This window comes from Marivirga tractuosa DSM 4126 (assembly GCF_000183425.1).
Taxonomy (GTDB): domain Bacteria; phylum Bacteroidota; class Bacteroidia; order Cytophagales; family Cyclobacteriaceae; genus Marivirga; species Marivirga tractuosa.
Window position 1 is genome coordinate 4,257,701 of sequence record NC_014759.1, and the last position, 15,240, is coordinate 4,272,940.

Below are 15,240 nucleotides of genomic sequence, written 5' to 3' on the forward strand. Positions count from 1 at the left end.
GAAATCAAATTTATTGAATTTTTAATTCTATAATTTTGTATTATATTTGTGATATATAAATATAAAATAGCCATGAATATAACAACAACACTTCCTAAACATGTTGTTGATTTATTGGCCAAAAAGGCTAATGAACTCAATATGCCTAAGAATAAATTGATAGAAAAAGCCTTAACTGTCTATTTAGAAAATATAGAAAAGGCAGAATATGCCAAATCCTACAAAATGGCAGGAGATGACTTAGATGTCATGATGGTTGCAGAAGAAGGTATGCAAGATTACTGGAAGCAACTTAAAGATACTGATGAAGCATGAAGCAGGCTGAAATTTGGAATGTGAACTTAAATCCTGTGAAAGGAAGTGAGCAAGCAGGATTTCGGCCTGTTGTCATTTTAAGTGGGAATTTGGCTAATGAATTTTTACGGACAATAATTGTTTGTCCCCTCACGACAAAAGTTAAAGGCTATAAAGGAAATCCGGTTTTAGAACCTGACATTAAAAATGGATTAAAGGAAAAGTCAGAGGTTTTGGTATTTCATATCCGCTCTATCTCAAAAGACCGATTTGTCAATAAACTAGGGGAGGTTTTTCCAGAATGCATGGAACAAATGAAGAAGACTTTAGGAGATATTTTGAAATACTAACTTAAGTCTACCTTTCTGTTACACCTTTAATAAAATCACTCACCAAATAAGATAGTAATTTTCCACTAGTAGTATTTTTTAAACCTATTTCCAATTTGGTAGCTGCTTCACAGATATGGAAATAAGACGGATGTAAATTATGACCAATTTGGTAGGAGTAATATCTGGCTTCTGTGGTGGTGAAACCAGAGGGCGTCATTGCAGAACTCAAGACTCCTTCTACGCTATCCATGTCCAATTCAATTCCGCAGTTTTTATTTTGGTTGAGTTGTATGAAATCATTTAGGGCATCTTCAAAAGTGATCTTTTTCCTTAAATAAATATCTTCCCAGAAGTAATAGCGGATACCTTTATGTTTTGCCATTTCATCCAGCATATTTTGGCTGTTATAATTTTCGTGTAAGCCTAATATGCTGTAGTCTGCCATAAATTCTTCAGCTTTTGCAGTGCTGAATGGATTACCACTGTGCCGTCCTTCTAGGGCTCTAAAATCAGCATGAGCATCTAAATTCATCACATTTATGGCATTATTCTTTGCTAAGCTAACCCCTTTAATAATTGGGAAAGCATTTGCATGACTACCTCCTATAACAATTGGAATTTTTCCAGCTGCTGAGATTTCTTGAATAAGGGGAAAAACTGCATCATCAATAACAGGAACTATGTCCCTAAAATCTTCAACAGATTTAGCATTATCAGCCATTTGCTGAAAATTAAAATTTCCCAAAAGGTGAATACTATCTCCATTTAATTTGTGGGTATGCTGAATATTGAGGAAAACCTTTAAAAAGGCATCCCAAGCAGTGTGTGTACCACTTATACCCAAATTTCCTTTCACACCTAAAGATTCTTCTATTCCTAAAAGGATAAATTTTGCTGTAGAATTTCTAAAATCAGCACCATAACTGATTTTCTGACCAATTTTAATTTCTCCCTCTCTTAGCTTCTGGTAGCTATTTAAATCTAGTTCCTCAAAAAAATGAAAGTGATTTATATCCATTCTCCTTTTATCATAACTTTTTCGATATTCTGAGAGCCAAATGCATAAGGCATATAGGCTAAGGAAGGAATGTCCTTCGTAAGAATCAAGTTAGCTCTTTTTCCTTTAGTAATGGAACCCACTTCATTTTCCACTTCCATGGCAAAAGCACCATTTAAAGTAGCCGCGTTAAAAGCTTCTTCAGGTGTTATTTTCATTTGGATACAGGCCAAAGAAATTAGTAATGGAATGTTTCCGCTAGGAGAGGAGCCTGGATTGTAGTCGGTTGCTAATGCAATAGCTGCACCTGCATCAATTAATTCTCGAGCAGGAGGGAAGCCCATTCTTAAGAAAAATGCAGCAGAAGGAAGTAAAGTTGAAATGATTTCATTCTCACCTAGTAACTTAATTTCTTCTTCGCCTAAGGTTTCCAAGTGATCAACTGACAATGCATTAGTTTTAATTCCCAATTGCACTCCACCGCTATTATTCAATTGATTGGCATGAATTTTTGCTCTCAAACCATATTTAGCTCCGGCATTAAGCACTTGCTCGCTTAATTTTTCATCAAAAAAGCCTGTTTCACAAAATACATCTATATAATCTGCTAATTTTTCATCTGCTATAGCGGGCAACATTTCATCAATGATCAGCTTTATATAAGCTTCTTTATTTTCTTTATAGGGCTCTGGAAAAGCGTGTGCACCTAAAAAAGTAGATTTAACAGGAATATTGACTGTTTCTTTTATTCTCGTGATTACCCGAAGCATTTTAAGCTCAGCTTCCAAGCTTAAGCCATAACCACTTTTAATTTCCAAAGCACCTGTTCCAAGCTGCATCACTTCATTTACACGAACCATGGCTTGTTCAAATAGCTCATCTTCGGAAGTCTTAGCTAATCTCTTAGCTGAATTCAAAATACCGCCACCTTTAGCTGCAATTTCAGCATAGCTTAGGCCTTTTATTTTGTGAACAAATTCATCCTCACGGCTACCAGCAAAAACAATATGTGTATGAGAATCACAAAAAGCTGGTAGAATGGATTTTCCTTTGGCATCGAATACTTCTTGATGTTGGTTAGTATTTAATTCTTCCATTTTACCGTATTTCAGAATCTTACCGTCTTGTATTTCAAGAAAAGCATTTTCTATAGCAGGAAATTTCCCTAAGTTGTTGCCTCTCAGTAATTCTGTTTTCTCTCTTATACCGTATAGCGATTTAATGTTCGTAATAATCATTGAAAAATAGTTCTTAGTTCTATAAAAAAGTAATAAAAAGAAAAGAGGCTTATTGAATAAATAAGCCTCTGTCAATAATTCTAAAACTCTGCATTATCCGGTGTCCTAGGAAACGGAATCACATCTCTAATATTCCCCATACCGGTCACGAAAAGCATCAATCTTTCAAAGCCTAAGCCGAAACCACTATGTGGGGCGGTACCAAATTTTCGGGTATCCAAATACCACCATAATTCATCCTCAGGGATATCCATTTCTTTCATTCTTTGGGTAAGTTTGTCAAGTCTTTCCTCTCTTTGAGAACCTCCTACAATCTCACCTATGCCAGGGAATAAAATATCCATGGCGCCAACCGTTTTGTCATCATCATTCTGACGCATGTAAAATGCTTTAATATCTTTAGGATAATCAAATAATATCACAGGCTTTTTAAAGTGCTTTTCAACCAAGAACCTTTCGTGTTCTGATTGCAAATCTGCTCCCCAGCCTTCGATTATGTAGTTGAATTTCTTCTTTTTATTGGGCTTACTGTTTCTTAGTATTTCGATTGCATCGGTATAGCTTACTTTCTCAAAGTCATTTTCCAAAATGAACTGTAATCTTTCCAATAAGCCCAGTTCCTGACGCTCATTTTGAGGTTTTTGTTTGTCCTCATCATCAGCTCTTTTGGCTAAGAAATCCAAATCTTCTTTGCAGTTTTCTAATGCATATTTTACTACATACTTCAGCATTTCTTCTGCTAAGTTCATATTGTCATTCAAATCGTAGAATGCCATTTCAGGCTCTACCATCCAGAATTCAGCTAGGTGGCGGGTTGTGTTAGAATTTTCAGCTCTGAAGGTTGGTCCGAACGTATAAATTTCACCTAAGGCCATTGCACTCAATTCGCCTTCTAACTGACCAGAAACCGTTAAATTGGTCTCTTTGCCAAAGAAATCTTGCTTGTAATCAACTTTTCCTTCATCCGTCATGGGGATTTTATCCAGATCGAAATTGGTGACATGGAAAGTTTCCCCTGCACCTTCTGCATCATTTGCAGTGATAATTGGTGTATGAAGATTATAGAATCCCTTTTCATGGAAAAATTGGTGGATTGCAAAAGCCAAGGAATGACGAATCCTAAATACTGCGCTAAAGGTGCTGCTTCGCATTCTGAGGTGTGCTTTTTCCCTCATGAATTCCATGGAGTGCTTTTTAGGCTGTAATGGGTATTTTTCAGGGTCTGCTTTTCCTAAGATCTCTATTTGTTCCGCTACAATTTCAACAGATTGACCTGCTCCTTGTGAGGCTACTACCTTTCCGATTACACTAATTGCAGCACCAGTGGTAATATCTTTTATTGTATTTTCAGAAATAAGTTCCGGATCGGCAACGATTTGAATATTGTTGATGGTTGAACCATCATTAAGCGCAATAAAAAAAACAGGTTTTCCGCCTCTCTTCGTTCTTACCCATCCTTTTACATTTGTCTGTTGTTCAGTAGCTTCGCTTGCTAATAGTTTCTTGATTTTCACTCTTGCCGGAACAGTCATAAAATTATTGCGTTTATAGTTCATAGAAATTAATTCGCCAAAATTCGATAATATTGGCTTTTTATCAAACATTTCATGTGTTTATGTTTATTTTTATAAGATAGAATTTCAGTTAGGGTTCTTGAAATCAATGCATTTGAATTTAAGGGGTTCTTGACTGTTAAATTAAGATGAATAAAACTTATGCTCATCTCACGTATTTATAATAAATTTGAGTTAGGAAATTGGCACAATTTTTAGTGAATTAGATTTATGCAAAAATTAGTACTCTCACAATCTTTAGGACAGCGTCTGTCTCCTCAGCAAATTCAGTTTATAAAACTACTGCAAGTGCCTACTGCCGAGTTGGATACAAGAATTGAAGAAGAGTTGGAAATAAATCCTGCTCTGGAAGAAGGTAAGGAAGAGCCAGAAGAACAGGACTATGAAGAGGATTATGAAGAGGAAGTCACCGATGACTTCGATATAGATGACTATCTTCATGATGATGAAGCTGGCTATAAAATGCAAGGTGATGGAAATGGCCAGGAAGAAGAAAGGGAGATGCCTATCGCTATGGGCACAAGCTTAAACGACCAGTTAATGACTCAATTAGGTTTTTTAGGTTTGGATAAACATCAATATAAGATCGGGAAACAATTAATTGGAAGCATAGAAAGTGATGGCTATATCCGAAGAGATATTAATGCAATAGTAAATGATTTGGCTTTTTCTCAAAATGTAAATACGGATGAAGATGAGGTGGAAAGTGTTCTGGCTAGGATTCAGGATTTTGATCCTGCAGGAATTGCTGCCAGAAATTTAGAGGAATGTCTTTTATTACAATTAGAAAGAAAGTTAGATCAATCACAAGCTGTTAAACTAGCGTATCAAATTATAGATGAGTGCTTTGAGGAGTTTTCTAAAAAGCATTACGAAAAAATAGTGAAGAAGCTCAATATTGAAGATGAGTCGTTATTTAAGGATGCAATTGATACCATCAAAAGGTTAAATCCAAAACCAGGTGGCTCTGGCTCAGGAGCAGTAAGGACACAGTTTTTAATGCCTGATTTTATTTTGACCAATCAAAATGGAGAGCAAGTCATTACCTTAAATTCAAGAAATGCACCTGATTTAAGGGTTAGTCCTTCTTATTCTGAAATGTTGAAAGCCTATGATAAAGGCGATAAAAAGGATAAGAAGTTAAAAGAGACGGTCGGTTTTGTAAAACAAAAATTGGATGCTGCCAAATGGTTTATTGATGCTATCAAGCAGCGGCAATTTACGCTTTTGAATACGATGCAGGCTATTTTAGAATATCAATATGAATTTTTTAGGGAGGGGGATGAGAGTAAATTACGCCCTATGATCCTGAAAGACATAGCGGAAAAAATTGATATGGATATTTCTACAGTTTCTAGGGTGGCGAATAGTAAATCGGTGCAGACTGAATTTGGTATTTACCCTTTGAAATTCTTCTTTTCAGAAGGAATAGCTACAGAATCAGGAGAGGATGTAAGTTCTAGGGAAGTCAAAAACACCTTAAAGGAGTTTATTGATAAGGAAGATAAAAGCAAACCACTATCAGACGATAAATTAGAAAAATTATTAAAGGAGAAAGGCTATAAAATTGCCCGAAGAACAGTTGCTAAATACAGAGAGCAATTGAATATACCTGTTGCACGATTAAGAAAAGAGTTATAGTGAGTAAATTCTGGGCGCATTTCATATCAATAATTTTTCAACCTTTGCTTGTTCCAAGCTACATTTTCCTAGGTATTTTATTGTTTTTACCCTATACATTAAATATGTCTGGCGATTTGGCTTGGCGTTTTATGTCAATGGTTTTCATGACGACTTTTCTTATTCCTTTGATGGGAATGTTACTTTTAAAATTCACCCGAAATATTAGCAATCTGAATATGGAAGACAGAAAAGAACGTGTCTTTCCATTTTTGTTTAATGCTATTTTTTATGGGGCTACAACCTATCTTTTTTGGGAGAAATTTCGATTTCCAAATTTGGTGACAGTGATTTTGTTATCTGTTACAATCAGTATCGTTATTTTAACCATCATAACCATTTGGTGGAAGATTAGTGCTCATGCTATAGCTATCGCAGGCGCTACAGGGATTTATTTGGCATTATTAATAAAATCAGAGCCTTCTGATTTTTATTATGCAGTTGCAGTGAGTTTTTTGTTTTGTGGATTAGTTGGAAGTGCCCGATTAAAATTGGCAGCTCATGATAGTAGACAAGTCTGGTTTGGTTTCCTGCTTGGGTTTTTTGTAAATTTCCTCACAATTTTGATATTCATTTAAAGAAGAATAAATAATGCACGAATTTTTAAAATACGAACTTCAAGATGGTGTTTGTACCATCACTTTTAATCGCCCTGATTTTTATAATGCATTTAATGATGGCATAAGTTACGAATTTCAAGATGCTTTGAAATCAGCGGGTAAAGATCCTGAAGTAAGAGTGGTAGTGATAACAGGAGAGGGGAAAGCGTTTTCTTCTGGTCAGGATTTAAAATCTGCTCGTGATGAAGATGATAAGATGTTTTATAATTCTCTAGAGAAAAGATATAATCCGATCATTAGGGCAATGCGCAAATTACCCAAACCGATTATTGCTAGATTAAACGGAGTTGCCGCAGGGGCAGGCTGTTCCTTAGCATTGGCTGCCGATATGATTATTGCAGCAGAATCTTCTAAAATGATTGAAGTTTTCATCAATATTGGCTTGGTGCCTGATTCAGGTTCTTCATTCTTCCTTCCGAATTTAGTAGGCTATCAAAAAGCATTTGAATTATGTGCAATGGGAACTAAAATTACGGCTCAAGAAGCTTATGAGTTAGGAATTGTAAACAAAGTGGTGAAAGATGAGGAATTAGACGCAGCTGTAAAATCCTACACAGATTATTTTGCAAAAGCGCCAACCAAATCGATTGGCATGATTAAGAAAATGCTTAATAAAGCAGCTACTTCTTCTTTAGATGATATGCTGGAATATGAAAAATACTCTCAGCAGATTGCTGGAACTTCAGAAGATTATAAGGAAGGAAAGCAAGCATTTTTAGAGAAGAGAAAACCAGAGTTTAAAGGGAAGTAGAGATTAGGTTAAAGATTATAGAATAAAGATTAGTAATACGAATCGCAAATTCTTGGACATAAAAAAAACACTTAAGAAATTTCTTAAGTGTTTTTTTTTAACTCTGTTAGTTTATTTTCTTAGAAAAGATTAAAACTCAAGCCAAATCTAAACGGTGTAGTTTGAGTAAATTCATCATTTGTATTAAGTGGACCTCTTCCTGGATTAAATAATTCTGAAAAATCATATTGGAAATAGGCGCCAAATCCTGCAATCCCTACTCTTAAATGAGCACCATATCTAAATTGATTTAATTCGAAATTCTCTTTTCGCTTTATCTTTTTAGTTTCCTCATCCTCTACGTATTTAATTTTGGTCTTTCCAGAAATTAAATATCCGATGCTACCACCTGCAGCTAAGAAAAAGCCGCCATCATCAATTCTATTTTTGTTGAAGTAATATCGTACTTCTAGTGGTATATTGATATAATTGCTTTCAAATTTTGACTTTTCTACAAAGCCGTTACCAATTACATTGCTACCAACGGAATCAATTATGATAACTTGTCCTTCAGTATTAGGATTTGATCCATAATTTAAAGTCAAACTAGTGTCATTTGAGAATGCGTATTTGTCAAAAGAAAAGTTAATCCCACCATTAAAACTGAAATTAGAATTCCCTATTTGCACAGGATAACTATAACCAATTTTGAAGGAATTATTTCCGATTGTTCTCAAGTCCAAGGCTTCAACATCATTATTTCTTAGCATGTTTAAACCGAAGGATAGTGTTAAATCACCTTTTAAATCTGGTCTTGGACCAAAGGTGTTTTTTTCTTCTAAGTTCTGAGCCTGAACGGATATTACAGTAGTCAATAATATAAATACTACGAATAGTTTTTTCATTGGTATTAATTTGAATGTTACTTTCGGTGGACAAAGATAGTGTTTTATGCAGAGGATAAATAAATAATTCATTTTTCTTATAAGAAATAATTATTTACCTTTGCACACTCATTTACAAACGCAGTGAATGAAATCATATTGTTTTCATTTTTAAAACAGTAGGAAAAAAATTCAAATGGCCTTGTAGCTCAACTGAATAGAGCACTTGATTACGGCTCAAGAGGTTCCAGGTTTGAATCCTGGCAAGGTCACGCAAGCCCGTCTGATTTATTAGATGGGCTTTTTTATTTCCATTCAATTTCAAAATGCAACTGATCTTGAGCCACAACAGTAGAAAACTTTGCCTTTTCAACTTTTTCAATTCTTAAGTTACTTTGCCCTTCCTCTGTTTTGATAGTTTGTTGTTCAATTACATTTATTGAATCTTTTTTATGAAAAACCACTACTACCTCAATTCTATCTGCGATTTCAACTTCAATATAATCCTTTTCAGAAGAAATGGAGTTTAAGTTGGATGCTGGTGTTTCTTGTTTAAGGAGCTCAATAATTTTCTTACTGTCAGGAATTCCGTAACCGATATAATTGTTAGGAGTTTCAGTCAAATGGCTGCCTGATCTAATCAAACTGATTACTTCAAGATTGCTCAATGTGCTATCATATTCCCAGATACAAGCTGCTAAACCTGTAATAACAGGAGCTGAAAATGATGTTCCGTTTGCAGCAAAACAAGCTACATCGGGTTTCACATAATCCAGTTTATCGGGTCCTACAGAAGAGTAATAAATTTTAGACCAATCATCGTAGCGAACTGCTCCTACAGTCAAAACATCTTTTGCATCTGAAGGCAATGACAGAATCTCCCATTTATTATGTCCATCATTTCCAGCAGCGCTAACGATTAGCATTCCCTTTTCAGCTGCCTTTTGGGCAGTTTTGGTAATCATACTGCTTTTTCCATTTACTTCTTTTTTACTGTGGTTTTCTGTTTTTTTGTCATATCCATCTGTATAACCTAAGGAGGAATTAACTAATCTAATCCCCATTTCATGAAATAATTCAATCGCTGCTACCCAGTAGTCTTCTTCAATTCTTCTTTCTCTAATGCCATGATCGGTTCTTGCTAAATATAGTTCTGCCTTTGTGGCCATGCCATAGTTAATGGAAGTGCCATTATCTGAACCAGCTATCATTCTTAATACTTGAGTTCCATGGTCATCTTGTGAAATTCTTTTTCCATAAAAGGGATCATCATTTCCTTTTAAAAGATAGTCCTGAAAGAATTTTATCTGCTCATTCTCTATTAAGTGTTTTAATGAAGGCTCTGCATCTGCATCCATAAAACCTCCATCAATCACACCGATTTTCACACCCTTGCCACTTAATTTCATACTATCTGTAATAAAATGAGCTTTAATTTGTTCCAATGCATAGGAATATTCTATTGGCGTTAAAGTTTCAGTGGACAGAGGTTGCAATTCTTCTAATGATGTTATGCTTTTTACAAAACCGTGTGCTGCCAAAGAACTCAAATGCTTTTCTTTAGTGGAGATACTCACTATAGGACTCCATCTTGACTGATAATGGAACACTAAATCTTCAGTATATTGTTTTTGTAGGCTGTCCTTTAAGCGTTCTATTGAGCTGCTATTTGTATTAAAATCGTCAATATTAAATTCAAGCCAGTATTTCTGTTGTGCTAAAACTGCAATTGAAAGCAGGTGAAAAGTGGTTATGAGGAAGATTGTCTTGAAAAAAGGCTGTTTTAACATGTCTAATGAGATAATAAAATGTAAATTTGAAATTTACGAAGCTTAAATGATTAATTTGAAATAAATACTAATTTTTATGAGATACAAAACTTTAGATTCATCCCTTTATATAAAGAACCGCAAAAATTTCATGAAGCAAATGCCGGCTCGTTCTTTGGCAGTTTTCAATTCCAATGATGTGATGCCTATGAATGCAGATGGTACCATGACCTTCTGGCAAAACAGTGATTTATTCTATTTAACAGGTATAGATCAAGAGGAAAGTATTCTAGTTCTATTCCCTGATTTTGATAATGATAGCTGGAGAGAGATTCTGTTTGTTACTGAAACCAATGAACATATAGCCGTTTGGGAAGGTCATAAATATACGAAAGAAGAAGCTACGGCTGCTTCTGGCATCCCGACTGTCATGTGGTTATCGCAATTTGAGACTGTCTTCAATACTTTAATGGCAGAAGCGGAGCAAGTTTTCATCAACACCAATGAACACATCAGAAATGCTACACCTGTGGAAACTCGTGATATGCGTTTTATAAAATGGTTACAAGAGAGATACCCTGCTCACCAATACAGAAAAGCGGCACCTATTTTATATGATTTGCGAGCGATTAAAGATCCTCAAGAAATCACGCAAATGGAAAGGGCTTGTAAAATTACAGAGGATGCTTTTAGAAGAACTTTGAAGTTCGTGAAACCAGGTCTAAAAGAGTACGAGATTGAAGCAGAAGTTTTGCACGAATTTGTCAGACAAGGCTCTAAAGGGTTCGCTTACACTCCAATCGTTGCTTCAGGTGGGAATGCATGTGTTCTTCATTATATTGAAAATAAAGACGTTTGCAAAGATGGAGATTTATTGTTGATGGACGTAGGAGCTGAGTATGGTAATTATAATGCGGATATGACAAGAGCTATCCCAGTAAATGGAAGATATACCCAAAGACAAAAAGATGTTTATAATGCAGTCTTGAGAGTGATGAAGGAATGCTATAAAATCTTAACGCCAGGGAACAGAATTCCAGAATACCACAAAGAAGTGGGTAAATTGATGGAAAACGAGTTGTTAGGATTGGGCTTATTGGATAAGACTGATATCAAAAATCAAGATCCAGCAAATCCTGCCTATAAAAAATATTTCATGCACGGTACTTCTCACCATATCGGATTGGATGTTCATGATGTAGGTAATATTTACCGAAAATTTGAGCCTAATATGGTTTTCACAATTGAGCCGGGTATTTATATTCAAGATGAAGGGATTGGGGTGCGTTTAGAAAATGACGTAGTCATCACGAAAGATGGTCATCATGATATGATGGGAAATATCCCGATCGAAATAGATGAGATTGAAGATCTCATGAATAGCTAATGATACAAAGCGATGATTGAGAGATCATCGCTTTTTTTATTCAAAAACAGCCACAGCCCTAACAGGAGAACCTGTTCCGCCTCTTATTTTCAAAGGAAATGCTATGAACCGGAATCTTCCCCTACCGATTAATTGATGCAGATTGATCATGTTTTCATAATGAGTGAAGCCTAATTCCCCGCAAACAAGATGGACTTCCTTATTGGAAACCTTTCTAACGCCTGGAGACATGGTTTCCACTCCAAAAGCTGAAATCATTTGCTCTCCTAACCACCTAGCTGTTTCACTAGAAATACCAGGGCCATTTCCCCAGTCTGCTTTGTTGAAATGCTTTCTATAATGATCAGTATACAGAAGAACTGTGTCACCTTTTTTGATTTCTACATTAGCTTTCTTGCAAGCTAATTCAACTTCATGTGGTTCTATGAGTTCAGCTAGCTTTTTGTGCGAAAAGTCTAAGCAAATCCCTTCTGTGTAAAACATAGACAAAGGCATTTTATCAATTGACTGCCCTTCATATTGCTGAGCCATGTGGTTTATGGCATCTACATGAGTACCGGTATGTTCGCCAAGTTCTAGTTTATGAACAGCTGGTGTACGCTTTTCACGATTTCGAATTCCAGCCCATTCTTCATGCGAATTATGGATTCTCATTTTGACCTGAGGAAGGTCTTTAAAAACAGGCATTCCTTCATAAATTTCTTGGCTTAGGTCAATGATTTCGGGCATAACTTTACTAATTAATTAAAGTGCAAAATATTTGAAAATATTTAAATAAATTTCAATTGAAGTGTTTATTACCAGATGAATATCAATTTTAACTTAGATGTAATTAAATCATGAATAAATCCCTATTCTTCCTTTTCCTTCCATTAAACCTATTAGCCATTGATCCTGATAAGGAATACACTATAACTCCCGATTCAATTGGCTGGGAATATGAAGAATTAACTGCGACCACTGAAGACGGATATGATTTGAATACATGGATTTATGCGCCTAATCCTGATAATGAGAAAGATGAGGTCCTGGTTTTAGTATATCCAGATGCTGGAAATATGTCCTATTTCGTGTATCATGCTTCTATTATGGCGAATTTAGGTTATACAGTCGTCACTTTTGATTATCGGGGCTTTGGTAAAAGTGATGATTTTGATATTAAATCCGATTATTTATTTCATACAGAATTCGCCACCGATTTAGAAGCAGTGGTGAATTTTACTGAAAAAAAAATTAAAAATAAAGGTATAGGGGTATGGGGATTATCAATGGGTACGATGGTCACTACTTATGCTTTCCAGGAGATTAAGAATAAAATAGAATTTCTGATTTATGATGCGTTTGTTTATAATCCTGCTGATCATATTCAGAGAACAAAATCTCTCAAGGGAAAGGAAACCTATTCTCCCATTGAATCAAATGAATATATCCAAAAATGGAAAGTAATCGATATTCCCCTATTGCTTTTTGCTGGCAAGGAAGATAAAATCACTACAGTTCAAGATGCTAAGACAAATAGAGATGTATTTAGTATAAAACCAGAAATAGAATTTTTTGCTGGTGGACATTTAATGGGGTTTCAACACAAGATAGATAACAAGGGTTTTGGTGGCTGGTATTCTTCTCAAATGCAAGAATTTATAGAAGTGATTAGCCTAAACTAAAGTAGTCTGGCATTTTCCAAACCTTTCCTACTCATTTCCGATTAGAACATATGATTTGGCTAAAAGATGTTATCAAAGATTTAAAAGAAATAGAAGAAACCACTGTTAATGAGTTTCAATATTTAAGCGAAGAAGAGTTAGTTTGGAAACCTGATCCTGATAAATGGTCTATAGCTGAATGTTTACAACACATCATCATAGCCAATTCTACCTACATAAAAGACATTGAAAAGCGGTTGCAGAAAGCAGAAGTTAAGACTATAGAATACCCTATCAATTTCTCTATCACAGGGAAATTATTTCTATATGCAGTTGATCCAAAATATAAATGGAAAGTCCCTGCGCCTAAGATTTTCAAGCCAGTAAAAGAAAATAAAGTAGAGAAAGGTCATGAAACCCTTAAAGAATTTTTAAAATTGCAGGATGAAATCATTGGTGTTTCATTGAAAGCTTGTGCTTATGATCATCAGCATGTACATACTTATAGCCCCTTGAGTAAATTATTAAGATTCAATGTGGGCGAACAATTGTATATTATGATGCGGCATACTAAGCGTCATATAAATCAGGCAAAAAGAGTGAAAAATCAATTACCAAAAACTGTAGTTTAATGGAGGAAATTATTAGAAATTCAAATCGTGCACCTTTACCTGTAGGTTTATATCCGCACGCCCGTAAAGTAGGAGATTTATTGTTTTTATCAGGCGTAGGTCCACGTAAAAAAGACAGCAACACGATTCCTGGAGTAGAATTAGATGAAAAGGGGGAGATTAAGAGCTATGACATAGAAACCCAATGTAAATCAGTTTTTGAGAATGTTAGAATGATTTTGGAAGATTGTGGGAGTAGCTGGGATAAGTTAGTTGACGTTCAGGTTTTTCTCACCAACATGAAAGATGATTTTTCTACTTTCAATAAGGTTTATGCTGAATGTTTTAAAGATATTCAGCCTTGCAGGACTACAGTGGAAATTAATGCTTTACCAACGCCCATAGCAATTGAATTAAAGTGTGTGGCTGAGTTGTGATTAAGTATCACTGGGAAGTTCAATCTTTTCATAGAAATTATGAATCCATAGAATCAGCACTCCAAATGTGATCGCTGAAACCACCAGAATATCATTTAATATTCCATCTGTACTAAAGGATATTTTGATCAAAATAGTAGAAATCACAAAGCCTGAATTTCTAATTACGGATCTAAAACTGGATGTGTGAGTGTAGGAAATCAAGAGCAGCAATACATCGCTTAAAATTAGAATCGTAAAAAACTCATCAAAGAAGATATTGTTGGTGTTTTTAATTGAATCAATTCGATGTGAAGCAGAAAAAAATACTTCATAGAAATAATCTCCAAAGCTGTAAACAGCTAATCCAAATAAAAAAGGGATTAGAAGAACGGAAAATCTTTTCTTTGTTTCAATAAATCTTTGAGTTTGTTCTCTTTTTGAAAGCTCCTTTTTTTGAGCTGATGTCCTTTTAGTATTGAGATAGTAGAAAATGAATATTAGTGCGAAAATTATTATAGAAGTTCCAATGTCGTAAGTGAATTGGAGATCATCTTTACTGCTGAACCAACTACTTTCTAAATCTAATTGAGCTAAATCCTTAAATAGTCTTCTAATTAAGACAAGCAGAATTATTTCATACTGTTTCCCAATATAAATTGTAATTGATTTGGGAAGAAAATATACTAATAAATAGACCTCATACACTAGAATAAAGGAGAATGGTGTATAGATAGCTGCAATCGGATTATCTAAAAGACTGCTAGAATTTACTGATTCAAATATATCGAGCTTGTTTAAAATGATTAGGGAGAGATGAATGAAAAAACCAGCTATAGCAATAATTATGATAACTTTTTCGCTTCTTTCTTTCATTTTTTCTGAAAGTAAACGCTGATAAAGCTGCTCCCAGAATTTAGATATTGCTTTAGCCATATTAATCATTTCATGCAGTAACTATAAAAAAGACAAATCGTTTGAAGTGAAGGGGTTGCTTATTAACTATTGAGTCCTTTTGTGGCTTCAAATACTTTAAGATTCTGAAGAAAAGTATCTTCCCGTTAA

The 15,240-nt window shown here is 34.9% G+C and carries 16 protein-coding genes and 1 tRNA gene; 10 read left to right on the plus strand and 7 right to left on the minus strand.

What is annotated here, in order from left to right:
- Positions 1–72: 72 nt before the first annotated feature.
- Complete coding sequence (locus FTRAC_RS17990) at positions 73–315, plus strand: hypothetical protein (protein WP_013455712.1); 243 nt, start codon at positions 73–75, stop codon at positions 313–315.
- On the plus strand, positions 312–644 hold the full coding sequence (locus tag FTRAC_RS17995) for a type II toxin-antitoxin system PemK/MazF family toxin (protein ID WP_013455713.1): 333 nt from the start codon (positions 312–314) through the stop codon (positions 642–644). The genes FTRAC_RS17990 and FTRAC_RS17995 overlap by 4 nt, the downstream gene beginning before the upstream one ends.
- A 7-nt stretch (positions 645–651) precedes the next feature.
- Here the strand turns inward: FTRAC_RS17995 and FTRAC_RS18000 are convergent, their stop codons facing one another.
- The 3 genes from FTRAC_RS18000 to asnS form a co-directional block, all read right to left on the minus strand.
- Positions 652–1,644 carry a formimidoylglutamase gene (locus tag FTRAC_RS18000; protein WP_013455714.1) on the minus strand — a complete coding sequence of 331 codons (993 nt, stop codon included), beginning with the start codon at positions 1,642–1,644 and terminating at the stop codon, positions 652–654.
- Positions 1,635–2,861: an imidazolonepropionase gene (gene hutI / locus FTRAC_RS18005; RefSeq protein WP_013455715.1), complete on the minus strand. Its 1,227-nt coding sequence runs from the start codon at positions 2,859–2,861 to the stop codon at positions 1,635–1,637. The genes FTRAC_RS18000 and hutI overlap by 10 nt, the downstream gene beginning before the upstream one ends.
- 80 nt (positions 2,862–2,941) lie before the next feature.
- Positions 2,942–4,417, minus strand: a complete 1,476-nt coding sequence (gene asnS / locus FTRAC_RS18010; RefSeq protein ID WP_245545991.1) for an asparagine--tRNA ligase — start codon at positions 4,415–4,417, stop codon at positions 2,942–2,944.
- 228 nt (positions 4,418–4,645) lie between these two features.
- Here asnS and rpoN point away from each other — a divergent pair, with 228 nt between their 5' ends.
- The 3 genes from rpoN to FTRAC_RS18025 all read left to right on the plus strand — a co-directional run bounded on the left by rpoN (position 4,646) and on the right by FTRAC_RS18025 (position 7,486).
- A complete protein-coding gene (rpoN, locus tag FTRAC_RS18015; protein WP_013455717.1) occupies positions 4,646–6,076 on the plus strand; it encodes an RNA polymerase factor sigma-54 in 1,431 nt (476 codons plus the stop codon).
- Between the two features lie 104 nt (positions 6,077–6,180).
- Positions 6,181–6,693 carry a PA-phosphatase gene (locus FTRAC_RS18020; RefSeq protein ID WP_148230111.1) on the plus strand — a complete coding sequence of 171 codons (513 nt, stop codon included), beginning with the start codon at positions 6,181–6,183 and terminating at the stop codon, positions 6,691–6,693.
- Positions 6,694–6,706: 13 nt separating this feature from the next.
- The gene (locus FTRAC_RS18025; protein WP_013455719.1) at positions 6,707–7,486 is read left to right on the plus strand and encodes an enoyl-CoA hydratase/isomerase family protein; all 780 of its coding nucleotides are present in this window, start codon (positions 6,707–6,709) and stop codon (positions 7,484–7,486) included.
- A gap of 119 nt (positions 7,487–7,605) precedes the next feature.
- On the opposite strand, the gene FTRAC_RS18030 is transcribed toward FTRAC_RS18025, so the two are convergent.
- Complete coding sequence (locus FTRAC_RS18030) at positions 7,606–8,370, minus strand: outer membrane beta-barrel protein (protein WP_013455720.1); 765 nt, start codon at positions 8,368–8,370, stop codon at positions 7,606–7,608.
- 177 nt (positions 8,371–8,547) lie between these two features.
- Here FTRAC_RS18030 and FTRAC_RS18035 point away from each other — a divergent pair.
- A tRNA-Arg gene (locus FTRAC_RS18035) sits at positions 8,548–8,621 on the plus strand.
- Between the two features lie 33 nt (positions 8,622–8,654).
- On the opposite strand, the gene FTRAC_RS18040 is transcribed toward FTRAC_RS18035, so the two are convergent.
- On the minus strand, positions 8,655–10,139 hold the full coding sequence (locus FTRAC_RS18040; RefSeq protein WP_013455721.1) for a S8 family serine peptidase: 1,485 nt from the start codon (positions 10,137–10,139) through the stop codon (positions 8,655–8,657).
- A gap of 76 nt (positions 10,140–10,215) precedes the next feature.
- Between FTRAC_RS18040 and FTRAC_RS18045 the strand changes: the two genes are divergently transcribed.
- A complete protein-coding gene (locus tag FTRAC_RS18045) occupies positions 10,216–11,505 on the plus strand; it encodes an aminopeptidase P family protein (protein WP_013455722.1) in 1,290 nt (429 codons plus the stop codon).
- Positions 11,506–11,541: 36 nt separating this feature from the next.
- On the opposite strand, the gene FTRAC_RS18050 is transcribed toward FTRAC_RS18045, so the two are convergent.
- The gene (locus FTRAC_RS18050; protein WP_013455723.1) at positions 11,542–12,234 is read right to left on the minus strand and encodes a cyclase family protein; all 693 of its coding nucleotides are present in this window, start codon (positions 12,232–12,234) and stop codon (positions 11,542–11,544) included.
- 110 nt (positions 12,235–12,344) lie between these two features.
- Between FTRAC_RS18050 and FTRAC_RS18055 the strand changes: the two genes are divergently transcribed.
- The 3 genes from FTRAC_RS18055 to FTRAC_RS18065 are packed head-to-tail and all read left to right on the plus strand — an operon-like array spanning position 12,345 to position 14,196.
- Positions 12,345–13,169: an alpha/beta hydrolase family protein gene (locus tag FTRAC_RS18055; RefSeq protein ID WP_013455724.1), complete on the plus strand. Its 825-nt coding sequence runs from the start codon at positions 12,345–12,347 to the stop codon at positions 13,167–13,169.
- A gap of 50 nt (positions 13,170–13,219) precedes the next feature.
- A complete protein-coding gene (locus FTRAC_RS18060) occupies positions 13,220–13,780 on the plus strand; it encodes a DinB family protein (protein WP_013455725.1) in 561 nt (186 codons plus the stop codon).
- Positions 13,780–14,196: a RidA family protein gene (locus FTRAC_RS18065; RefSeq protein WP_013455726.1), complete on the plus strand. Its 417-nt coding sequence runs from the start codon at positions 13,780–13,782 to the stop codon at positions 14,194–14,196. Before FTRAC_RS18060 ends, FTRAC_RS18065 begins: the two co-directional genes overlap by 1 nt.
- Here FTRAC_RS18065 and FTRAC_RS18070 read toward each other — a convergent pair whose 3' ends face one another.
- Positions 14,197–15,111 carry a membrane protein gene (locus FTRAC_RS18070; protein ID WP_013455727.1) on the minus strand — a complete coding sequence of 305 codons (915 nt, stop codon included), beginning with the start codon at positions 15,109–15,111 and terminating at the stop codon, positions 14,197–14,199.
- Positions 15,112–15,240: the final 129 nt, after the last annotated feature.